Here is a 22,435-nt window from a genome sequence, read left to right on the forward strand (position 1 = left end):
TGCTTGTTCCGTGCTTCTCTGCGGTAACGCCGGTTTGGCGACACTCAGAAGGTGTCCCGCCGGCCTCGCAACCGATCAGGCCCGGGGCCACGCCCGCGGCTGTTCATCATGCCCCGCACGGCACGGAAAAGATCCAGCTTCCAGCCCCGCAGGCCGACTGCCCCCAGGGCCCGGTACTTCTGGCGCCTGATTGCGCCCTGGAAAAGCGCCTTCGCGATGCGCGCAATCGGCAAGTCGGTACCCTCCGGAACTGAAGCCGTTCCAACTGCGGCCCGGCACGGTGGTTGCCGAGAGGCTCCCTTGCGCAACGCGCGCCGGAGGGCCGGCCGGCGCGCCTACTCCTGTTTCTGCCCTCTCACGGCACGTCTTCTGGGAGAGGCTTCCGACAAGCTCTCCGCCCAGGCCTCCGCTTCAGCCCGCGTTGGCAAGGAATGCCCCGCGGTTCGGGTGCAACATCCGTCGGGCGTTCCAGGTTCAAGGTCTAGGGACCGGGCTTCGCGCGGGCTGGCAGAAGCACCGCATTGTGCCATCCCCTTGTAGCAGGGGGCGCACAAGCTGCTGCTTTGGTGAAAAGCTCTACCGAAGCAGATACTTAGGATGGTGCTGCCAGAGAGGATTGAACTCTCGACCTCTCCCTTACCAAGGGAGTGCTCTACCACTGAGCTACGGCAGCGTGCCGGACCGGGCCGGGGCCCGCGGGCGAGGCGCTACCTAGCCGCTGCGTCCGCCCCGTGCAACCCTTGACGTGCCGGCCCGGCCTTGACGCCGCAAGGCCCAGGCCGATTGGCTCCCGCCCATGGATCAGAACGAGAGCGCCGACCCGCCCGAGCCGCATGCTCCCCCGCCCCGCCCCGAGCCGTCGGAGCGCGAGCGCCGACTGGCAGCCGCGTTGCGGGAGAACCTGAAGCGCCGCAAGGCCCAGTCGCGCGAGAGGGCGCAGCCGCCCTCCCCACCCCGGGCCCCGCCTCCGGAGGGAGAGTAGCCCCCGGTTGCCGCCCCGCGGCCCAGGGGCTATCCCGCCCGCCACCCCTGCCCGATCCCCGCCCGCCCCGATCGGCGGTGGCCCAAGGACCCCGCCATGCCCATCATGCCCGACCACTGGATCCGCCGCATGGCGGCGGAGCACGGCATGATCGAGCCCTTCGTGGAGGCCCAGCGCCGCCAGGGCGTGATCTCCTACGGCCTCTCCTCCTACGGCTACGATGCCCGGGCCGCCGCCGAGTTCAAGATCTTCACCAACGTGGACAACGCGATCGTCGATCCGAAGGAGTTCTCGGATGCGGGCTTCGTCACCCGCACGGGGGAGACCTGCATCGTCCCCCCCAACTCCTTCGTGCTGACCCACACGGTGGAGTACTTCCGGATCCCCAGGGACGTGCTGGTGATCTGCCTCGGGAAGTCCACCTACGCCCGCTGCGGCCTGATCGTGAACGTCACCCCGCTGGAGCCGGAGTGGGAGGGGCAGGTGACGATCGAGATCAGCAACACCACCCCCCTGCCCGCCCGGATCTACGCGAATGAGGGGATCTGCCAGTTCCTCTTCCTGAAGGGAGAGGGGGCGCCGGACGTGTCCTATGCGGACCGGGCCGGGAAATACATGCGCCAGCGCGGCGTGGCTCTGCCACGGCTGTAAGGGGAAAGACCATGGACCGCATCCGTCTTCGCGGCGGCCGGCCGCTCAAGGGCACCATCCCCGTCGGTGGCGCCAAGAACGCCGCCCTGCCGCTGATGGCCGCCGCCCTCCTCACCGATGGCCCCCTGGTGCTCACCAACGCGCCGGCGCTGGACGACACCCGCACCATGGCCGGGCTGCTGGAGCAGCACGGGCTGAAGGCGGAGCACGACACCAAGGCCCGCACCATGACGCTCGCAGGGGCGGCCACCAACCTCGTCGCCCCCTACGACCTCGTGCGGAAGATGCGGGCCTCCGTCCTCGTCCTCGGCCCGCTCGTGGCCCGCTACGGGGAGGCGAAGGTCTCGCTGCCCGGCGGCTGCGCCATCGGCACGCGCCCGGTGGACCTCCACCTCAAGGGGCTGGAGCAGATGGGCGCGGGCATCGAGCTGGATGCCGGCTACATGACCGCCCGCGCCCCCGGCGGCCTGAAGGGCGCCAAGATCTACTTCCCCCAGGTCTCCGTCGGCGCCACCGAGAACCTGCTGATGGCGGCCACCCTGGCCGACGGCATGACGGAGCTGGTGAACGCGGCCCGCGAGCCGGAGATCGACGACCTCGCCCACTGCCTCGTCGCCATGGGCGCGAAGATCGAGGGCATCGGCACGGACCGGCTGCGGGTGGAGGGCGTGAAGACCCTGCACGGCGCCACCCACGCCATCGTGCCCGACCGGATCGAGGCCGGCTCCTTCGCCTGCGCCGTCGGCGTCACGGGGGGCGAGGTGCTGCTGCAGGGCGCGCGGATGGAGCATCTCGGCTCCGTCGCCCGCGTGCTGCGGGAGGCCGGGGTGGAGCTGGAGGAGGTGCCGCCTAACGGCTCGGCCGGCGGCGTGATGGTCCGCCGCACCTCCGGCCTGCGGGGCGTAGACGTGATGACGGAACCCTTCCCCGGCTTCGCGACCGACATGCAGGCCCAGTTCATGGCCGTGATGGCGGTCTCGGAGGGCGCCTCCATGATCACGGAGACGATCTTCGAGAACCGCTTCATGCACGTGCCGGAGATGAACCGCATGGGCGCCCGCATCAACGTTCAGGGCCGCTCCGCCATCGTCCGCGGTGTCTCCCGCCTCTCCGGCGCGCCCGTGATGGCGACCGACCTGCGCGCCTCCGTCTCCCTCATCCTGGCCGGGCTAGCCGCGGGGGGCGAGACGATCGTCAACCGCGTCTATCACCTGGACCGGGGCTATGAGCGGCTGGAGGCGAAGCTGGCCGCGGTGGGCGCGGACATCGAGCGCATTCCCGGATAACTCAAGAATCCTTCATTAGGCCGCCGCGCGAGCGGTGCTAACTTCCCCCATGGACCTGCCGATCACCTCCCCCTCCCTTCCCGGCCTCCGCCCCCGCGCTGCCGGGACCACCGACCTGATCCTGGCGCTCCCCAAGGGCCGCATCCTCAAGGAGGTGCAGCCCCTCCTCGCCCGCGCCGGGCTGGTCCCCGGTGGCGACTTCCACGACGAGGACAGCCGCCACCTCCGCTTCCCCACCAACCATCCCGGGCTGGACGTGGTGCGCGTGCGGCCCTTCGACGTGGCGACCTTCGTCGCCCATGGCGGGGCGCAAATCGGCGTCTGCGGCGCCGACGTGCTGATGGAGTTCGACTACCCAGAGATCTACGCCCCGCTGGACCTCGGCATCGGCCGCTGCCGCGTGAGCGTCGCCGGCCCGGCCGACGACCCGTTCATGGATGAGGCGGATCGCTGGTCCCGCGTGACGGTGGCGACCAAGTATCCCGGCATCGCCCGCCGCCACTTCGCCGCCCGCGGCGTGCAGGCAGAGGTGGTGCACCTGAACGGGGCGATGGAGCTGGCTCCCTCCCTCGGCCTCGCCCGCCTCATCGTGGACCTCGTGCAGACCGGCTCCACCCTGAAGGCCAACGGGCTGGTCGAGCGCGAGGTGATCGCCGGGGTCACCTCCCGCCTCATCGTCAACCGCACGGCGCTGAAGACGGAGCCGGAGCGGATCGGCGCCTGGCTGGCGCGCTTCCGGGAAGCCCTGACCGCATCATGAAGAGACTCGACACGCGCGATCCCGGCTTCCCCGCCGATTTCGACGCGCTGCTGGACACCGCCCGCGACACCACCGCCCGGGTGGACGGGGTCGTGGCGGAGATCATCGCCCGCGTGCGCGCCGAGGGCGACGCCGCCCTGCTGGAGCTGACCGCCCGCTTCGACCGCTGGGCACCGAAGGACGCGGCCGCCCTGCGGGTGACGGCGGCGGAGATCGCGACCGCGACCGCCTCCATCGAACCCGGCCTGATGGCCGCGCTGAACACGGCCGCCACCCGGATCGAGACCTTCCACCGCGCCCAGATGCCGGCGGACGTGACCGTGCCGGACCCGGCCGGGCTGACGCTGGGCATGCGCTGGGGCGCCGTGGACGCGGCGGGGCTCTACGTGCCCGGCGGCAAGGCGGCCTACCCCTCCTCCGTGCTGATGAACGCCATTCCCGCCCGCGTGGCGGGGGTGCCGCGCGTGGCCGTGGCCGTGCCGACGCCGGACGGGGAGATCAACCCGCTGGTCCTCGCCGCCTGCGCCCGCGCGGGGGTGACGGAGGTGTGGCGTATCGGTGGCGCCCAGGCCGTGGCGGCGCTGGCCTGGGGCACAGCCAGCATCGCGCCCGTGGACAAGATCACGGGCCCCGGCAACGCCTATGTCGCGGAGGCCAAGCGGCAGGTCTTCGGCCGGGTCGGCATCGACTCCATCGCCGGCCCTTCCGAGGTCGTGGTGCTGGCCGACGGCGCCCAGGACCCCGCGCGGGTGGCCATGGACCTGATGGCGCAGGCCGAGCACGACGAGGCGGCGCAGTCCATCCTGATCACGGACAGCCTCGAACTCGCCGATGCCGTGCCCGGCGCGGTGGAGGCGGCGCTGGCCACGCTGCCCCGCGCCGCGATCGCCGGCGAATCCTGGCGCCGCCACGGCGCGGTGGTCCTGGTGCGGGACTGGGCCGAGGGCGCGGCGCTGGTGGACCGGCTGGCGCCGGAGCATCTCCAGATCATGACGGCGGAGCCCGCCGCCCTCTTCGCCCGCATCCGCCACGCCGGTGCCGCCTTCCTCGGGCCCTGGTGCCCGGAGGCGCTGGGCGACTACGTGGCCGGGCCGAACCACGTTCTGCCCACCGGGCGCACGGCGCGCTTCGCCTCCGGCCTCTCGGTCTTCGACTTTCTCAAGCGCACCACCTGGATCGCGGCCGAGGAGCAGGGGCTGCGCGCCACCGGCCCCGCCGCCGTCGCGCTGGCCCGGGCGGAGGGGCTGGACGCGCATGCCCGCAGCATCGCGGAGCGCATCGGGCTCTGACCCCGGCGCTTCCTCGGGTGAGGCTCCCGCGCATCGTGGGGCCCTCATTCCAACGGGAGATGGTCCCTTTCCTTGACCCTGGCGGCGCGGGGCATCATGTTCCGCACGCTCAGCCCACACATTGCGCGGCCCGGATGCGGGTCCGCGCCTGTTCGCGTGCCGGGCCGGACGCGCAGCCGCGCCGCCCGATGATCCGGCGCCGCCCCAACCCATCGCGGGGCTGCGGCGCCCCCGCCCCCATGCCCCGCGACGAAAAAGGATACGCATGTCGAAGGAAGACATGATCGAGTTCAGCGGCCAGGTGGTGGAGCTGCTGCCCAACGCCATGTTCCGCGTGAAGCTGGACAACGAGCATATGGTTCTGGCCCACACCAGCGGGAAGATGCGCAAGAACCGCATCCGCGTGCTGGCCGGGGACCGCGTGAACGTGGAGATGACGCCCTACGACCTGACGAAGGGCCGGATCACCTTCCGCTTTAAGTAAGGCCTTTCCCAGTGCCTTCGGATCCTCTGCCGGAAGCCGCCCTGGCGCCGGCGGGCGATGCCCCGCGCCCGCCCCTCGTCCTCGCGAGCGCCAGCCCGCGCCGCCTGGACCTTCTGGCGCGGCTGGGCATCGTGCCCGACCGCGTGGACCCGGCCGACATCGACGAGACACCCCGCAAGGCCGAGCTGCCGCGCGGCCTCGCCGGCCGCCTCTCCCGCGCGAAGGCGGAGGCCGTGGCGGCCCGCAGCCCTGGCGCGCTGGTGCTGGCCGCCGACACGGTGGTGGGGGTGGGGCGCCGTATCCTCGGCAAGCCGGAGGATGCCGCGGAGGCCCGGCGCTTCCTCGAGTTCCTCTCCGGCCGCCGCCACCGCGTGACCACGGGCGTCGCGCTCGTCACCCCCGATGGCGTGGTGCGGACGCGGCTGGTGGAGACCACCCTCGCCTTCCAGCGCCTGACGGACGCGCAGATGGAGGGCTACGTCGCCTCCGGCGAGTGGGAGGGCAAGGCGGGCGGCTACGCCATCCACCAGCGGGCGGAAGTTTTCGTGCGCTTCCTGTCCGGCAGCCATTCCAACGTGGTTGGCCTGCCGCTCTTCGAGACCGCCCAGCTGCTGCGCGGCGTGGGATGGCTGCGCCCCTGATGGCTGCGCTCCCGCATGGCTGAGCCCGGCATCCTCGTCGCCACCTCCCCCGGAGAGCGCCGGGTGGCGCTGTGGCGGGACGGGCGGCTGGAGGCGGCCTTCACCGAGCGCCCGGCCCATCCGGACGGGGTGGGCGACCTGCATCTCTGCCGCGTCACCGCCCGCGTGCCCGCCCTCTCCGGCGTCTTCGTGGCGCTGGAGGGCGGGGAGAGCGGCTTCCTGCCCGACGCCGGGGGCGGCGAACGGGTTTCGGAGGGCGACATCCTTCCCCTGCGCGTCACCCGCGCCCCGCAGGGCGGCAAGGGGCCGCGGCTCTCCGCCACCGGGCTTCCCGCGGACCTGCCCCGTAGCGGCCCGCTGCGCCTGCTGCGGCGTGGGCCGGATGCCGCGCTGCGGCTGGCCGCCGCGCATCCGGCGGCCCCTCTGATCTGCGACACCCCCTCCGAGGCCGCCCGCCTGCGCGGCGTGCTGGAGCCCGCGCGGGTGCGGCCGCAGTCCCGCCCGGCCTTCGACGAGGCGGTGGAGGCGGAGTTCGACCGCCTCGCCTCGCCCGAGGTGCCGCTGCCCGGCGGCGGGCGGCTGCTGATCCACCCCACCCCGGCGCTGACGGCGCTGGACGTGGACACCGGCGCCGCCGCGGGCCGCGATTCCGGCGCCCACCGCGCGGTGAACGCCGCCGCCCTGGCGGAAGCTGCCCGGCAGATCCGCCTTCGCCACCTGGCCGGACCCATCCTGCTGGACCTGGCGGGCGGGACCGCGAAGTCCCGCGCCGCGCTGCTGCCGGCCCTGAAAACCGCCGCGGGCGCGGACCCGCTGCTGCGCGTGGTGGGGCTGACGGGGCTGGGGCTGATGGAGATGGTCCGCACACGGGTCCACCCGCCCCTGCACGAGGTGCTGGGCTTCCCGCGGGCGCCGCTCACTCTCGGCCTGGCCGCGCTGCGGCGCGCGGCGCGGGAGGCGGCCGCGCGCCCCGGCGCTGCCCTGGGCCTGCGGGCCCACCCCCGCGTGGTCCAGGCGTTGCGGGGTGAGCCCGGCGCGCTGGAGGCCTTCGCCTCCGCAGCGGCCCACCCCATCTCCCTTCACCCCGACCCGGCGCTGATGCCGGGTGAGGAGGCGATCGAGGAGGTGCGACCCGGTGCCGGCTAACCCATCCCCCGCTTGCCCGATCTGCGGCCGCCCCTCCCAGCCCGCGACGCGCCCTTTCTGCTCCCCGCGCTGCCGGGCCGTGGATCTCGGGCGCTGGCTGGGGGGGACCTATGCCGTGCCGGGCGAGCCGGAGACGCCGGAAGATCGCGACGCGGAATGAGCGGGAATGCCCTGGACAGGGGCGGACTCATCGTCTATTCCGCGCCTCCTCGACCGGCGGCGCAAGCCGCCTTGTCTGGGCCCAGATAGCTCAGTTGGTAGAGCATGCGACTGAAAATCGCAGTGTCGCTGGTTCGATTCCGGCTCTGGGCACCATTCACCTCCGGTCGATCCGCCGCTCACTGAGCCACCTGTCGGCCCTCCGTGGCGGGGCATGCTCGTGGCCGGGCGCGCTCGTGGCTGGACAAGCACTCCACCCTGCGCCGCCCGACAGTGGCGCGAAGCCGCGCCGGTCCGGTGCCGAGCGCCGGCCGTCCCGGTGTCTCATACTCCGATGACCGCGTTTGACCTGCCGGAGCCTCTGTCGCAGGACTGCGGAAGACCGGGGAGAAGAACGCCATGGAAAACCCGCTCCTGCGGCTGGCCGGCCACGCGGCCGGCTGGCGCGGCCGCCCGATCGAGGCCGGGGTGGAGGCGCATGCCCGCCGCGCCCTGCTCGACTGGTTCGCCTCCCTCCTGCCCGGCTGCACCCAGCCACCCGCGACGCTGCTGGCCGAGGCGCTCGCAGCGGAAGGCGCCGCCGGCCGCGCGGTGAGCTACGTGGACGGCACGATGGTGCCGCTGCGCCACGCGGCCCTGGTGAACGGCACCGCCGGCCACCTGGTGGAGTTCGACGACATCTACCGCGACGCCGGCTACCACCCGGCCTGCCCCACTATCCCGGCGGCGCTGGCGGCGGCGCAGGTGCACCGCGCCTCCATGGCGGAGCTGCTGCGGGCGATCATCGCGGGCTACGAGGTCGGTTGCCGGATCGGCATGGCCGTGCAGCCCAGCCACTACCGGTACTGGCACACCACGGCCACGGTCGGGACCTTCGGGGCCGCCGCCGCCGTCTCGGTCCTGCTCGGCCTGGACGAGGAGCGGACGGCGCACGCCCTGGCCACCGCCGCCACCATGGCCGCCGGCCTGCAGGGGGCGATCCAGGGCGAGGGGATGAGCAAGCCGCTCCACGCCGGACACGCGGCCGAGGCCGGCGCCCTGGCCGCCATGGCGGCCGCCCGCGGGATGACCGGCACGCTGGAGGTGCTGCACGCCCCCACCGGCTTCGCCGCCGCCACCAGCGAGAGCACCGGCCGCTGGGAGGCGGCGCTGGAGGGGCTGGGCGGGCCGCCGGCCATCACCCGCATCACCTTCAAGAACCATGGCTGCTGCGGCCACATCTTCCCGGCGCTGGACGCCGTGCAGGCCCTGCGGGACGAGCACGGCTTCGGCCCCGGCGACGTCGCTGCCGTGCGCGTGGCCGGCTACACCCAGACCAAGACCCTGTGCGACCGGCCGGACCCGCGCACGGTGGCCGATGCGCGCTTCTCCGTGCAGTACTGCGTCTCCGCCCTGCTGCACCTCGGCGGCGTGCGGCTGGCGGCCTTCGCGCCGGAGAGTATGGCAGACCCGGCGATCCGGGCCGACATGGCGAAGGTGACCGTGGCGATCGATCCGGACATGGCGGACGCCTATCCCCGGCGGCGGAGCGCGCGCGTCGCGGTCACCTTGCGGGACGGCACGGTGCTGGAACGCTATCAGCCGACCCGAAAGGGCGACCCGGACGCGCCGCTCAGCGATGCGGAGCTGACCGCGAAGTTCCGCGAGCTCGCCGGCCCGGCCATCGGGGACGCGGCGGCGGCGCGGCTGGAGCGGGCGTTGCTGCAGGGCGATGCGCTTCCAGGGCCGGTTCCGCTGGCGACGGGCGGCCTGCCCGAGCGTCGGGCGGGCTGAGGCCCCGGCGCGGCGCGCGCTGCCGGGCCCGGTTCAGAACCCGTCCCCGCCCAGGCGGATCACGGCGTCCACGGCGAGGACGCCGCGCCCTTCCTCCAGCACCATCAGCGGGTTGATCTCGCACTCCGCGACGTCGCCGCGCCCGGCGAGGCCGGAGAGGGCGACGATGGCGTCGGCCAGCGCCCGCATGTCGCCGCGCGGCCGGCCGCGATACCCTTCCAGCGCGCGCAAGGCCCGCACCTCCGCGATCATCTCCCGCGCGCCCTCATGGTCCACCGGCGCCAGGCGCACGCTGCGGTCGCGGAGGATCTCCGTCAGCACGCCGCCGGCGGCGAGGAGGACCACCGGCCCCACCTGCGGGTCGCGGCGATAGCCCAGCAGCACCTCGCCGAGCGGCCGCGTCATCGCCTGCACCAGCACCCGGTCCGCACCGAGCGCCGGGCGGTGCGCGGCGACGCTCCGCACGATCCGGGCGGCCGCCTCCGCCAGCGCGTCGTCGGACCCGACGCCTAGCACGACGCCGCCGATGTCCGACTTGTGGAGGATGTCGGGGTGCAGGACCTTCACCGCGACGGGATAAGGGAAGGGCAGCTCTTCCCGCCCCGCCCCGTCGGCCGGCAGCGCCACGCAGGGCGCGTGCGGCACGCCGAGTCCGGCCAGGATCTCGTAGGCCTCGGCCTCGTCCAGCATCCGCCCCTCGCCACCCGTCCGAGCGGGCGCGGGGACCGCCGGCCGGGGCTGGCGCCGGGCGAAGGCGGCGGCGATCGCGTCGGCGCAGGCCTCCGGCGTGCGGAAGGCGGGCACGCCGGCCTCGGCCAGCATGGCAAGGGCCTGCGGCGCCTCCGGCACGCAGAAGGAGGCGAGGTGCGCCCGGTCCTTCGCGGCCTCCACCACCGGCTGCACCGCCAGTTCCGGCTGGAAGCGCGAGGAGGAGCCGGCGACGGCCACGACCAGGTCGTATTCCGGCGCGGCGAGCAGCGCGTCCAGCGCCGGCCCCATCACCTCCGGCCGCACCCCGGCCAGCGTGAGGTCGAGGATGCGGCCATGGCCGGGGTCGATGCCGGCCGCCGTCAGCCGCGCGCGCGTGGCCTCGCCCGGCGCCTCCACCGAGATTCCGCGCACGCCCAGCCCGTCCACCACCATGGCCGCGCCGCCGCCCGTGGTCGTCACCACGCCCACCACGGGGCGGCGCGCGCCCGGCCCGCGGATGGGGATGCGGCGCAGGAGGGCGGGGGCTTCCAGCAGGCCTTCCAGCGTATCGACGCGCGCGATCCCGCAATCCCGCAGGAAGGCGTCCGCCACGTCGTCCTCACCGGCGAGGGCACCCGTGTGGGAGACGGCGAGCTCCGCCGCCTCCGCGCTGCGGCCGAGCTTGTAGGCGACCACGGGCTTGCCGCGCCCCGCCGCGCCCCGCGCGAAGTCCCGCAGGGCGCCCGCGCCCCGGAGCGTCTCGAGGAAGAGGAGGTAGGAGGTGACCTTCGGGTCGTCGAGCGTGGCCGCGAGAATGGAGCCGAGGTCGAGATCGACTTCCGCCCCCACGGAGACGAGCCCCGCGAAGCCGAGCCCGCGCCCCCGCCCGCGGGAGAGGATGGCGCCGATCATGCTGCCGCTCTGGGACGCGACGAAGGCGCCGCCGACCGGCAGGTCGGGCTCCGCGAAGGCGGCGTTGGCGGTCAGCACCATGCGGTGGTGCAGGTTCACCAGGCCGATGCTGTTGGGCCCGAGCAGGCGCGTGCCCGTGCCGCGCAGGCTCTCTCGCAGCGCCTCCTCCCGCGCCGCGCCCTCCGGTCCGGCTTCCGAGAAGCCGCCGGCCAGCACCGTCACGGCGGGGATGCCCAGGCGGGCGCACTCCGCGACCGCCGCCATGGCGCCCTCGGTCGGCAGCAGGACAAAGGCGTGGTCGGGGCACTCGGGCAGGGCCGAGAGGGTGGGGAAGGCCCGCTCGCCCATCACAGTCCCGCGCCGGGCGACGGGATAGACCGCGCCGCCGAAGCCGCCCGCGCGCAGGAAGCGGAGCGGGCGGGAGGCGGTCTTCGTCACGTCGTCCGAGGCGCCGACGACGGCGATGCTGCGCGGCGAGAGCAGGGCGGCGGGGGCGGCGCGCACGGCCTATTCCGCCGCCCGCGGCTCGTCCGGATTGGCAGGCTTCGGCGGGCGCTGGGAGAAGCGGCGGCCGAAGACCTCCTCGGCCAGCCGGTTCTTCATCATCTCGATCGAGCCGCCCGCGATCATCCAGCCGCGGCAGCGCCGCATGCAGTACTCCACGAGCGATTCCTCGGAGAAGCCGGTGCCGCCCATGATCTGGATGGCCTCGTTCGCCGCGTGAAACCCCGCCTCGTTGCAGGCGAGCTTGGCGAGGGTCGTCTCGTAGGGCGAGGGCAGGCCGCGATCCGCGTTCACCGCCGCGCGGTAGAGCAGGAGCTGCGCCGCCTCCAGCCTCAGCGCCATCTCCGCGAATTTCCACTGGATGCCCTGGAACTCGGACAGGGTGCGGCCGAACTGGCGGCGCGTCTCGGCGTGCTCCTTCGCGCGCTCGAAGGCGTAGCGGCCGACGGCGAGGGAGCGCGCCGTGTTGCCCACCCGCTCCGCGTTGAAGGCAGCGATCTGCTTTTTGAAGCCACCGGGGCCGAGGAGAAGGTTCTCCTTCGGCACGCGGCACTCCTCGAAGTAGAGCGCGCTCCACTCCTCGCCGTTCAGGAAGAGCGAGGGCTGGCCGACGGTGAAGCCCGGCGTGCCGCGCTCGATCAGGACCGACCCGATGCCATCGATCCCCGGCCCGAAGCGCAGGTAGATGAGATAGAGCGAGGCCTCCGCGCTGTGGGTGCCGAAGACCTTGGAGCCGTTGACGACGTAGTGGTCGCCGTCGAGGCGCGCCGTCGTCCGCAGCTCCGTCGCGGCAGACCCCGCCTCCGGCTCACTCATTCCCAAGGAGATGGCGTTCCGCCCGGCCAGCAGGTCGGGCAGCCATCGCGCCTTCTGCTCCGGCGTCGCGTACTCGGCGAAGGTGCGGATCGGGCCGAAATTGCCGGCCTGGACCACGTCCGCGCTGCGGGGGCAGACCGCCGCCACCCCCTCGATCGCCAGCACGGCGTCCATCAGCGTGCCGCCCTGCCCGCCATCCCGCTCGGGGATGGTGATGCCGAGCAGGCCCTGGCCCGCCATCATCTCCGCCACGTCGTAAGGAAAGCCCGGCGTGTGCGCGCGCTTCAGGGCGCCGGCCGCGAGGTTCTCCTCGGCGAAGCGGCGCACGGAGGCGGCGAAGATGCGCTGGTCCTCGGTCAGGTTGAAATCCATGCGCGCCTCTCCGCCCGGGGTGCCGTTCGTCGCTGCGCATGCTGCCCGGGAAACGCGGCGCCCGGGAGCGGACCGCTCTTTATGGTGGCATGATGCTTTGTTATGCCTGTGGCGAGGGATGAGGGAGGCCCGGATGGCCGCGACGGTGCCGCCCTTCAATCCGCTGCACGCCTTCACCGTGGCCGCCCGGCTGGGCAGCTTCACCCGGGCGGCGGAGGTGCTCGGCGTCTCCCAGGCCGCCGTGAGCCGCCAAGTGGCTGTGCTGGAGGGCTATCTCGGCGTGCGGCTCTTCCAGCGTGAGCGGCACGGCTCCGCGCTGACGCCCGAGGGGCGGGTCCTGCAGGAGGAGCTGGGGCCCGCCTTCGAGCAGATCGCGGCGGCGGCGGAGCGGGTGCGGCGGGAGGCGCGGGGGGCGCCGCTGCGCCTGCGGGTCTACAGCACCTTCGCGGCGAAGTGGCTCCTTCCCCGCCTGCACCGCTTCGAGGCGGCCCATCCCGGGATCGCCGTGCGGCTGAGCCATGCCGTCGCGCCGACCGATTTCCGGCGCGACCCGGTGGACCTGGCCATCCAGCTCGGCGACGGGCGCTGGCCCGGCCTGGAGGCGCGGCCGCTGCTGCCGGACGTGCTGCAGCCCGTGTGCAGCCCCCGCCTGCTGGAGGGCGGGCCGCCGCTGCGCGGGCCCGGCGACCTGCCGGGGCACCGCATGCTCGTCTCCCGCTACCGGCGCACCGACTGGCGGGACTGGCTGGCCGGGATCGGGCGCCCGGAGCTGCTGCGGGAGGGGATGGAGTTCACCAGCTCCGTCCTGACCTATCAGGCGGCGGCGGAGGGGCTGGGCGTGGCGATCGGGCAGATGGCGCTGCTGGAGCAGGACGTGCGGGCGGGCCTGCTGGTCCCGCTCTTCGGCCTGCCGGTGCGGCGGGCCCTGGCCTACCACGCCGTGTGGCCGGCGGACCGGCCGCCGGACCGGAAGGCGCAGGCCTTCCTTGATTGGCTTGGCGAGGAGGCGGGGGTGGCGGGCTGAGCCCGCCCCTAGCACGCAGCGCCGTGTAGGGACCCGAAGGGCCTCAGGGAAAAATCTTTGCCTTGAGCGGGTCGAGATCCGCCCCGGTGTCGAAGACGTGGGATAGCCGGTCCCGCAGGTGGTCGGCGCCCCAGACGCTGGAGAACTCGTGCTCTCCAACCAGCGGATCAGAGGGCTGCAGGTTCGCCTTGATCACCGGAGCGCTCGCGGACCCGATCTTGTTCACGAAATCGACCTCGACCAGATCGCCGCCCTTGAAGGGATAGCTGCCGCCGAAGTGCAGCTTCGGCTTGATCCAGCGGCGCTGTGTCTCCAGCCCGGGCACGGGTTTCGCCACCGAGGGCGGGATGACGGCATGGACGAGCTTCTCCAACACCACGGAACCGACGAAGACTTGGAAGAGCACGTCCTCGCGGGACAGCTCGAGGCCCTCCCACTGCGGTTGCTGGCGGCTCTTGCGAAAGCAGCACAGGACCGGGCTGTCCATGAACTGGGCGACAGAAAACAAGTCGTCCCTCAGCTTCAGGCTGACGAGCGTATCCTTGATCCAGGGAAGGTCTGCCATCCGAGCCTCTTGTAGCTGTTATCCCGACAGCCACTTATCGGCCGCGTTGAGATACTTGGTCCTGTTTGCGTTACGAGCACCGACCGGATTCTGCCTGTTCGCGGTCGAGCCAAGCCCTCCGGCCTGCTCGAAGAACCTTTGCTCGAGCCCTCTCGCCGTCTCCTTGGCCTTCTGCCCGAAGCCTTCGAACACGACGGTCGGTGGCTCCGCGAAGCGGTCGAAGCCGGAACTGTACCGATAGTTCAGCACATCTTCGCCGATCTGCTTCCCTGGCATGGAGGCATACCCGATGTAGGGTTTTCCCGTGAGAGCGTCGACGCCGACGTAGGTGATGTGCGTCGCCTTCTTGGGGTCGCACCGAAGGCCGAGCGGATCAATGTAGCTCCAGATGTTCGGCGCGTAGCGGTACCGGTTCTCCCCGCCCAGCAGGCCAATCGGGTCCTGGGAGATGAAGGCGCCTATATGCGGATCGAAGTAGCGGTTCCGGTTGTAGTGCAGCCCGGTCTCTTCGTCCTCGTACTGCCCTTGCAGGCGGATGGGATTGAGGAGGCTGCCCTGCTGATCCGCAAAGCCGAGCGGACCGTAACGGGCCGACCACTCGACCCTCCCTTCCATATCGAGGAGCCGGATGGGCGCGCCGTTGGGGTCGGTCTGGAAAAGACGGAGCCGAGCGCTCCCGTCATCGCCGGGCAGCATCGCCACCGGCTCAGGGTCACCCGGCTGCTGGATCCATTCCGTGAGATCTCCGCTGCCCTCACCCTCCGTCCACTCGGCGGCCAGGACATCCCCGTCCCAGGCGAACCGGGTGGTGCGGCCGCCGGTGATCTTCGCGATTCGGCGGCCCAGTGGATCGTACTGGTACCGGGTCGCGAGGCCGGCGCGGCAGCTCTCCGTCAGGCGGTGATCGGCGTCCCACCGGAACGCGATGCGGTCATCCCCGGTCGCGCGGCTCACGAGGGTGCCGGCCACCCCGAACCGGTAATCCGTTCCCTCGTAGCTGCCGGTGCGCGTCCAGGGTTGCGTTCCGCCCCCCTCCTCTGGCGTGGCCGAGAGCCGGATCTCCGTCCTCAGTCTTCCTTCCGCCGGGTCGTTCCAGATCACGGCGGAGCCACCGTGGCGGCCGGTATGGCCGGTCACCTGCTCGACGGCGTTGTAGGTGAAGCGATCCACGAGGCCCCGGCCCTCATCTCGCTCCAGCAGATTACCGACTTCGTCGTAGCGGTACCGGACCGTCAGGCTTCCTTCCTTGGCCTGGGAGCGACGTTGTAGGAGGCGGTCGTCCGGGCTGTAGGTGCTGCTCTGGGTCAGCCCCTCCATCCACTCCCGCGTGATCCGCCCGGCAGGATCACGCTCGATCCGGATCGGCGGCTGGGAGCGGGCGCTGAGGCCGGTCACGCGTCCAGCGGCGTCGTAGGCGTATTCCAGCTCGCGATCGACGCGGGCGGACTTGCCACCGCGGGTGATCCGGCGCGTCGCCCGGTTCCCGGCCTCGTTCCAGGCGTAGCCGACCGTCAGCGCCTCGCCCTGGCGCTCCTCCAGCAAGCGCCCCTCGAGGTCGTAGTTCCGCTCGATGCGAATGTGGGGGTTTTCGCACGCGACAATCCTGTCGCTCGCGTCGTACTCGAACATCTCCTCAAAGAGGCGGCCGCCGCCATCGGGATCCTGCTGCGTCCTCCGGAGAAGCCGCCCGACGCCGTCCAGCTCGTACTTCAGCCAGCGACCATCCGGATTCACCGTCTCGAGGGGGCGGCCGGCGGCGCTGTAGGTGTAGACTGTCGTCCCGCCCCAGTAGTCCGTCTCCCTCACCACGCGGCCGAGCGCATCGCGCTCGAGCGTCTGCTTCCGGCCGTGGGCGTTGACGACGGCAACGAGCCGCTCCTCCGTGTCGTAGAGGTAATGGATCCGGCTGCCATCCGCCCGGACCTCGAGGGCGATCTCTCCCTGCCCGAAGTACTCGATGTGAGTCGTCGCGCCGAGCTGGTCGACGCTTGATGTGACATTGCCCTCCGGGTCATGTGCGTAGCGAATCGCGTGCCCCGAGGCGAAGCGCATGCCCTTGAGCTGCCCTTTCCGGTCCCGGCTGAGCAGGGTGCGGCGCCCGATCGGGTCCACGCTCTCGACCAGGTTTCCGAGGGGATCGTACTTGTGGTGCCAGGTCGCACCGCTCTCATCGACAGCCAGGACGAGGTTGCCGAAGCTGTCATGCGCGAGGCGGCGCTGCGGCCCTGCCGGCACCCCCGCTCCAACGAGCAGGCCACGGGAGTCGTGACGGAACTCCTCCACGCGCCCCATCGGCGACCGCCGCGTGGCGACGCGCCCCTGATGGTCCCATGTCTGAGCCCAGGTGGCGCCGCCCGGCTCGGAGATGGAGACGAGCTTGCCGAGGGACTGGTACGCCGCGTTGACGGCGGTGCCGTCCGCCCGCGTCAGCTTCGTCAGGTTGCCCCTCTCGTCGAAAGCGTACTCCGTCCGGTGCCCGTCCTGGTCCACCACCGCCGTGGTGCGCCCGGCCTCGTCGTACTCGTAGATCGTCACGCCCCCGAGCGCGTCGAGCTCGCGGATCGGCAGCCCGCGCCCGTCCAGCGTGACGAGCGAGACGTGCCCGAGGGAATCCGTGATCCGCCTCTCGTTCACCGCGTCCAGGTAGGCGAAGCTGTAGGCGTAGAGCCCGCCATCGCCCCAGCTCCGCACCACGCGCGGCTCCCGGCCCGAGCTGTCGTACTCGTAGTGGAAGGAGAGCCCGTTCCGGTCGGTGTGCCGGAGCATGCGGTGCGCCTCGTAGGCGAAACGGTAGGGGCTCCCCAGCGCGTCGCGCACGGCCACGAGGTCGCCCGCCGCGTCCTGCTCGTAAGCGGCGTAGACGTGCCGGAACCCGCTCTCCGGCACCTCCAGCGCCACCCGCTCGACGGGACCGCCCTCCTCGCCCTCCACCCGGATCACGCGCCCGGCGCTCTCACGGATCGCCACCAGCCGGCCGGCTGCCGAACGCTCGTAGATCAGGGAATTACCGCAGAGGTCCCCGATCCACCCCAGCGGGTACTCCCGCTCCCCGTCCGCCGCGTCGCGCCGGAGGGTCTTGGGGAAGCCGTAGACCCGGTCCTCCTTCGTGCGGACGCGGAACTCCGCCCCGTGATCGGAGAGCTCCGCGCCGTCCATCAGCTCCAGCACCGCCGCCTCCTCGCCCTCGGCGGCGGGCAGGGAAGGGAAGACGGCGATGCCGCCCTCGGGGTGGCGGAACAGGGTGACGCCGCTCTCCCGGTCGTGCTCCAGCCGCGCATCGGCCGGGCACTCCCAGCCATGGCCAAGCACGCCCCGGCGCGGGTTGTCGGAGGCGTAGCGCCGGGTCCAGCGGATGGGGATGAGGCCGGGCAGCTCGAAGTCCAGCTGCTCCACCGTCACGGCGCCGGTCACGATGTTCACCGGCTCGGCGCGCAGGATGCTGCACTTCAGGAAGCCGGGGTTGAGGTGGCCGAACTTCGCCTTGCGCCAGTCCCGGAACCGCTCCGCCAGCCCCTGCGCGAACTTCGTCTTGCCGAGCTTGCCCAGCCCGGCGAAGCCCAGCTTGAAGAGCATCCCCATGAGCGAGATGGTCGGCGGGCCTCCGACGAAGACGTTCGTTGGAATCGCCAGGTTGGTGACCGTAGGCAGCGTCATCACCCGCGGCCCGCCCTTGCGCTTCGGGCGCGGCGGGCTGGGCATGCCCGCGACCTGGCAGGCGAGCACGGGCACGCCGAGGAAGGACAGGGGATCGCCGTCCGCCACCACGGTGGCGCTGCCCATGAAGATCTCGTCGTCCTTGTCCGGCAGCTTCGGCGCGAAGGGAAAGCCAGGCGGGATATGGATGGCCTGCCCTGCCGTGCCGGCGACGGCGCGCTTCATGCCGCAGACCGTCACGGTCGCCCCGAAGAAGGGCACGTAGTCCATCGGGTCGAAGACGATGGAGGTGTGCGGCGTCGGCAGCGGCACCGGGGAGGGCGAGGGCGGCACCACGCAGAGGTGGATGTCCACCCCGATCTGCGGGTCGCCGTGCTTCGCGACGGGGATCATGGCGTGCCTTCCCCAGGGGAGGCCCCAGGGGACGCCCCGAGAGCCGCTCCGAGCGGCCAGGCCGGGCCGAGCAGCGCCCGCCCCGCGGCGAAAGCCTGGCGGAACGGCTCCGTCCCGCCCGCCACCAGGGCCTTGAGCCGTGCCTCCGCCTCGACGCGGGAGGCGGCGCGGCCGGCCTCGATCTCCCTCTCGACGGTATCGAAGGGCTCCGGCCCGACCGTCCGCTCCAGCGCTGCGGCGCGGGCCTCCGCCGCTTCCAGCACCGCGTCGGCGCGCGCGGCCGCCTCGGCCCCGATCGCCTCCAGCGCCGTCATCCGCGGCGCGTCGATCACCCGCAGCATGTCGCTCGCCGCGACCGGCAGGGTCGTCATTCCCCGCACCTCGGCGCGCAGGCGCCCGCCCGTGGCCAGCGCCCGGCGGCCCCGCTCCAGCGCCCCCGCCGCGTCCTGCTGGCGCGCGTGGCAGAAGGCGCCCATCCGCATCGCCTCCACGGCCAGGAGAAGGTCGGGAATGCGGAGCGCGATCTCCGCCGCCGCGTCGTAGCAGCGCGCGGCCTCGGCCGGGCGGGCGGCGGCGAGCTGCGCGCCCGCCTCGCCGAACCGGGCCTGGATCAGCAGCTTCTGCCCGGCGGGATGGCCGGCTCCCACCGCCCGCGCGGCGGCCTCGTCGGCCACGCGGTAGGTGCGGATTGCCTCGTCGAAGCGGCCCTCCTTCAGCTGGGCGCCGGCGACCAGCACGGCGACCGCGACCTGCTGGTCGTCCCAGCCCTGGCGCCTGGCGAAGTCGAAGGCGTCGGCCGCCTTGGCGCGCACCACGGCGGCGGGCGCCTTCTCCACCAGGGCGACGAGGGCCATGAGCAGGTTGCGGAACAGGCCGGCGGGCCCGACCGTCACCTCCTGCGCGAAGGTCTCCTGCGCCAGGGCCATCATGTCGATGTCAGGCGAGAGGTGCAGGATGCGCGGGGCATCCGCACCGGCCAGCGCCCGCAACCGCGGCTGCTCCACCGGATCCGTGACGACGAGGCGAAGCCGCTCCGGCATCTCCGCCGCCAGGGCGCGGCGGAGCCAGCCGGCGAAGGCTTCGTCGTCCGAGACCTCGGCCGGCATCAGCACGGCGGCGAGGTGGCCGATATGCTGGTGATGCCGCGCCCCGAAGGAGCGCAGGGCCTGGACGAAGCCCCAGGCGGAGTCCGGCAGGGCAGCGGGGTCGAAGGCCCAGTCCGCCCCGATGCCCTCCCTCGCCAGCTCCTCCGCGCTCGCGGCATAGATCCCGGCCAGCGCGGCCTTCAGCGCGCGGGAGTAGCCGATGGAGTGCTCGAAGGGCGCCTTGAGGACGATGCAGAGATCGCGGGTGGTGTACTCCGCCTCGTGCTTCTGGGCCTCGAAGAAGCATTCGACGAGGCGGAGCGCGGCGCCCGGCGCCTCCCAGACCAGCAGGCGGCTTGCCGGGTTGCCGGTGAACCCTTCCCACAGCGCTCGGAGGTCGAGAAGGCGCCGCTCCACCGGGTTGAGGGCCATGGCGCTGCCCCTCAGCCGTTCAGCGAGATCTTCACCCCGCTCACCGACACCCCGGAGGCGTCCAGCTTCACCGTGGACGGGCCGGAGCTGATGGTGATGGCAGAGGGCGTGATCTCGATGACCGACCCGGCGACCGCGAGCTTGATGCTGGCATCCGAGGTGAAGGTCGCCGCGCCGGTGGAGTGGATGTCCGTGGTCGCGCTGGCGCTCTGCTTGATCTCGCCGGTCACGGTCGTCTCGTGCTTGCCCGTCACGGTCTCCGTCAGCCCGCCATCGACGGTGAGCTTGCGGCCGCTGGACACGGTGCGGTCCTCGCCGCCCGTGATCTTCTCCGTCAGCTTGCCGTTGATTGTGTCCTCCCACGGGCCGTTCACGGTGCTCTTGAGACCGCCCGTGATCGTGCTCGTCGCGCCCTCGGTGATCGTCTCCTTGTAGCCCTGCGAGACCGTCACCTCCTGGCCGCCATCCACTTTCTCCGTCAGCTTCACCTTCACGTGCAGGTCGGCGTTGTTGTCGACGAGCGTGTGCATGTCCTTCACGGCGTGGATGCGGATGTCCTCGGAGCCCTTCTTGCCCTCCAGCACCATCTCGTTGCCAGAGTGGTCGCGGATGGCGCTCTGCGTCTTGTTCGCGGGCATGCCGACGGAGTTGCCGTTCTTGCCGTTGTAGACGCGGCCGGTGATCAGCGGGCGGTCCGGGTCCCCCTCCAGGAAGGAGACGACCACCTCGTGCCCGACATGGGGCATGAACATGCCGCCCCAGCCCTTGCCCGCCGAGTTCTGGGAGACGCGCACCCAGCAGCTGTCCCGGTCGTCGCCCTTCGCGTAACGGTCCCAGTGGAAGCGCACGCGCACGCGGCCGTGCTCGTCCGTGTGGATCTCCTCGCCCGGCGGGCCGACCACGGTGGCGGTCTGCGGCCCCTGCACCACCGGCCGCCGCGTCGCGCGGGGCGGGCGGAAGGTGGCGCTCGCCAGGAAGGCCTCGAAGGTGTTGTTGTAGCTCGTCGTCGCGCTGTCGCCGGCGAAGTAGCTGCCCTCCCGCGCCTCGTGCCGGATGCGGCGGACCACGAAGGCCTGGCTCGTCTCGCCCGCGGTGAAGTTCGCCCCGATCTTGAAGCGCCCGCCCGGGGCGAAGCTCGCGCATTTCCCGGCCCCGAAGGCCGTGTGGTAGCCCGCCTCCTCCGCCTCCACGCGGCGCCGGGTCAGCATCCGGCCGTAGGACAGGTCCGAGTAGCGCCCGGGATAGTCGTAGCGCTCGAGCTCCCGGGCATGCGCGACCTTGGTGGTGGAGGGCTCCTCCGCCTTCAGGTCCGTGGCGGGGGAGAGGAAGTTGAAGTCGTTCTGCGCCCATTTCCCGGGGTGCAGCGCGTAGAAGTGGTCCCAGGCGGAGATCTGCCCCGCGCGCCCGTCCTCGGAAAAATCCACCTCGGCCTCCGGCAGGGGGCGGAACGCCGTGTTGACGTCGGCCACGACCATGACGTGCCGCCCCGCCTCGTGGCGGAAGAAGTAGAAGATCCCCACCTCCTCCATCAGCCGGGAGAGGAAGTCGAAGGTGCTCTCGCGGTACTGCACGCAGAACTCGAGCTTGGGATAGTCCGCGGCGTTGACGTTCATCTCGTAATCCGAGAAGCCGTGGTCGGAGAGGACCCGCCGGACGATGTCCGGCACGTTCAGGTCCTGGAAGATCCGGCAATCCGAGGTCTGGGTCAGCAGCCACAGCCAGGGGACGATGCGGGCCCGGTAGAGGCGCATGCCCCGGATGTTCATGCCCCCGGCGGAGAAACGGGAGACGATGCCGCGCACCGGCCGCCTCTCCCCGTCCTCGCGCCGGATCCAGAGCGTGACGTCGTGGCCGACGATGTCCTCGGGCGAGATGGCGTGGTCGGAGGAGAGCAGCTCCAGGTCGAAGCGGAACAGCTCCGAGATGGCCTCCTCGCCGCTGATCGAGGTGAGGACGAACTTGTCCTCGCCGAGCGGCGTCTCGATCGTGATGAGCCGCCCGTTCTGGCTGACGTCAGAGTAGCGTCCAGCGCTCGCCTGCGACATGTCCGCATCCCCAATCGAAGCCGGTCCGGACCGCTTCACGCACCCTCTGCCGTCGCGTTCCGCAGCGATAGGGCAGCCAAGATCCAGGCCGTCCCAATCAAGCAGGCCCGCCGCGGCCTGTCACGACCCGATTTCGCCGCCAGCCCCGGCCCATTCCCTCGCCCAAACCGGCTTCCGGCAGGGCGGCCGCCCCACCGCGGCACCGTTGCGGCGGGGCAGGCACCATCCGCCCCGGCCGCGAGGGGCCGGGGCCGCAAGATGTCCTCGTGCGATCAGCTCTTGGTCATCTTGATAAGGTCGTAGGTCACCTTGGACCCGGACTGCGGCACGCCCTTGATGTCGAGCGGGGAGGGCGAGATCATGATCTTCGTGAAGTTGAGCGAGATGCTTTCCGTCGGGTTGTCGCCGCCGGAGGAGATGCTGTAGCCGGACACGCCGCAATCCGTGAGGTCGTAGGTCAGGTAGGTGTCGACCTTGGTCTTCGTCGTGGTGGTGAACTTGATCTGCACCTTCGTGTCGAAGGACCCGGCGACGCCGTCCTCGAACAGGCCGGCCGAGGAGGCGTCGAACATCTTGGTGACGCTGACCTCGCTGATGGAGGGGTTGGAGGCCTCGCGCGTCTGGCCGCCGGCCCCGCTGCTGACCCCGCGGCCAACGCCGAGCTGCATCGAGCTCAGCTCAATCCACTGCTTGAAACCCTCGGTCGTCACCTGGCCGTTGACGTTACCGAACTTCATGTAGATAGCCACGCTGCACTCCTTTCCTTGTTCTG

Annotated in this window: 17 protein-coding genes and 2 tRNA genes; 11 read left to right on the forward strand and 8 right to left on the reverse strand. The window is 72.0% G+C overall.

The features are described 5' to 3' along the window. Window positions 1-598: 598 nt before the first annotated feature. Window positions 599-673, reverse strand: a tRNA-Thr gene (locus tag VQH23_RS01615). 405 nt (window positions 674-1,078) lie between these two features. On the opposite strand from VQH23_RS01615, the gene dcd reads away from it, so the two are divergent. The 10 genes from dcd (at window position 1,079) to VQH23_RS01665 (ending at window position 9,171) form a co-directional block, all read left to right on the forward strand. Next, window positions 1,079-1,633, forward strand: a complete 555-nt coding sequence (gene dcd / locus VQH23_RS01620; RefSeq protein WP_338663868.1) for a dCTP deaminase — start codon at window positions 1,079-1,081, stop codon at window positions 1,631-1,633. 11 nt (window positions 1,634-1,644) lie between these two features. Continuing rightward, complete coding sequence (murA, locus tag VQH23_RS01625; RefSeq protein ID WP_338663869.1) at window positions 1,645-2,919, forward strand: UDP-N-acetylglucosamine 1-carboxyvinyltransferase; 1,275 nt, start codon at window positions 1,645-1,647, stop codon at window positions 2,917-2,919. Window positions 2,920-2,968: 49 nt separating this feature from the next. Then, window positions 2,969-3,679, forward strand: a complete 711-nt coding sequence (gene hisG, locus VQH23_RS01630; protein ID WP_338663870.1) for an ATP phosphoribosyltransferase — start codon at window positions 2,969-2,971, stop codon at window positions 3,677-3,679. After that, complete coding sequence (gene hisD, locus VQH23_RS01635) at window positions 3,676-4,968, forward strand: histidinol dehydrogenase (protein ID WP_338663871.1); 1,293 nt, start codon at window positions 3,676-3,678, stop codon at window positions 4,966-4,968. Before hisG ends, hisD begins: the two co-directional genes overlap by 4 nt. Window positions 4,969-5,233: 265 nt before the next feature. Then, window positions 5,234-5,452, forward strand: a complete 219-nt coding sequence (infA, locus tag VQH23_RS01640; protein WP_007003972.1) for a translation initiation factor IF-1 — start codon at window positions 5,234-5,236, stop codon at window positions 5,450-5,452. Between the two features lie 11 nt (window positions 5,453-5,463). Next, window positions 5,464-6,093: a nucleoside triphosphate pyrophosphatase gene (locus VQH23_RS01645; RefSeq protein ID WP_338663872.1), complete on the forward strand. Its 630-nt coding sequence runs from the start codon at window positions 5,464-5,466 to the stop codon at window positions 6,091-6,093. Between the two features lie 15 nt (window positions 6,094-6,108). After that, complete coding sequence (locus VQH23_RS01650; protein ID WP_338663873.1) at window positions 6,109-7,239, forward strand: ribonuclease E/G; 1,131 nt, start codon at window positions 6,109-6,111, stop codon at window positions 7,237-7,239. Further along, entirely contained in the window at window positions 7,229-7,399 is a 171-nt protein-coding gene (gene yacG / locus VQH23_RS01655; RefSeq protein ID WP_338663874.1) for a DNA gyrase inhibitor YacG, read from the forward strand. Before VQH23_RS01650 ends, yacG begins: the two co-directional genes overlap by 11 nt. Window positions 7,400-7,478: 79 nt before the next feature. Beyond that, window positions 7,479-7,554: transfer RNA gene (locus VQH23_RS01660), tRNA-Phe, on the forward strand. Window positions 7,555-7,797: 243 nt separating this feature from the next. Beyond that, window positions 7,798-9,171 carry an MmgE/PrpD family protein gene (locus VQH23_RS01665; RefSeq protein WP_338663875.1) on the forward strand — a complete coding sequence of 458 codons (1,374 nt, stop codon included), beginning with the start codon at window positions 7,798-7,800 and terminating at the stop codon, window positions 9,169-9,171. Between the two features lie 33 nt (window positions 9,172-9,204). On the opposite strand, the gene VQH23_RS01670 is transcribed toward VQH23_RS01665, so the two are convergent. Continuing rightward, entirely contained in the window at window positions 9,205-11,277 is a 2,073-nt protein-coding gene (locus VQH23_RS01670) for an acetate--CoA ligase family protein (RefSeq protein ID WP_338663876.1), read from the reverse strand. 3 nt (window positions 11,278-11,280) lie between these two features. After that, window positions 11,281-12,465 (reverse strand): acyl-CoA dehydrogenase family protein, encoded by a 1,185-nt coding sequence (locus tag VQH23_RS01675; RefSeq protein ID WP_338663877.1) that lies wholly within the window; start codon window positions 12,463-12,465, stop codon window positions 11,281-11,283. Between the two features lie 133 nt (window positions 12,466-12,598). Here VQH23_RS01675 and VQH23_RS01680 point away from each other — a divergent pair, with 133 nt between their 5' ends. Beyond that, window positions 12,599-13,489 carry a LysR substrate-binding domain-containing protein gene (locus VQH23_RS01680; protein ID WP_338663878.1) on the forward strand — a complete coding sequence of 297 codons (891 nt, stop codon included), beginning with the start codon at window positions 12,599-12,601 and terminating at the stop codon, window positions 13,487-13,489. A gap of 43 nt (window positions 13,490-13,532) precedes the next feature. Here VQH23_RS01680 and VQH23_RS01685 read toward each other — a convergent pair whose 3' ends face one another. The 5 genes from VQH23_RS01685 to VQH23_RS01705 form a co-directional block, all read right to left on the reverse strand. Further along, complete coding sequence (locus VQH23_RS01685) at window positions 13,533-14,054, reverse strand: hypothetical protein (RefSeq protein ID WP_338663879.1); 522 nt, start codon at window positions 14,052-14,054, stop codon at window positions 13,533-13,535. 18 nt (window positions 14,055-14,072) lie between these two features. After that, a complete protein-coding gene (locus VQH23_RS01690) occupies window positions 14,073-18,101 on the reverse strand; it encodes an RHS repeat-associated core domain-containing protein (RefSeq protein WP_338663880.1) in 4,029 nt (1,342 codons plus the stop codon). Continuing rightward, complete coding sequence (locus VQH23_RS01695) at window positions 18,098-19,618, reverse strand: hypothetical protein (protein WP_338663881.1); 1,521 nt, start codon at window positions 19,616-19,618, stop codon at window positions 18,098-18,100. The genes VQH23_RS01690 and VQH23_RS01695 overlap by 4 nt, the downstream gene beginning before the upstream one ends. 11 nt (window positions 19,619-19,629) lie before the next feature. Continuing rightward, window positions 19,630-21,663, reverse strand: coding sequence for a type VI secretion system tip protein TssI/VgrG (locus tag VQH23_RS01700; RefSeq protein WP_338663882.1), 2,034 nt, complete (start codon window positions 21,661-21,663; stop codon window positions 19,630-19,632). Window positions 21,664-21,935: 272 nt separating this feature from the next. Beyond that, window positions 21,936-22,412, reverse strand: coding sequence for a type VI secretion system tube protein Hcp (locus VQH23_RS01705; protein ID WP_338663883.1), 477 nt, complete (start codon window positions 22,410-22,412; stop codon window positions 21,936-21,938). Between the last annotated feature and the right edge of the window lie 23 nt (window positions 22,413-22,435).

It is taken from the genome of Pararoseomonas sp. SCSIO 73927 (genome assembly GCF_037040815.1).
Lineage (GTDB): Bacteria > Pseudomonadota > Alphaproteobacteria > Acetobacterales > Acetobacteraceae > Roseomonas.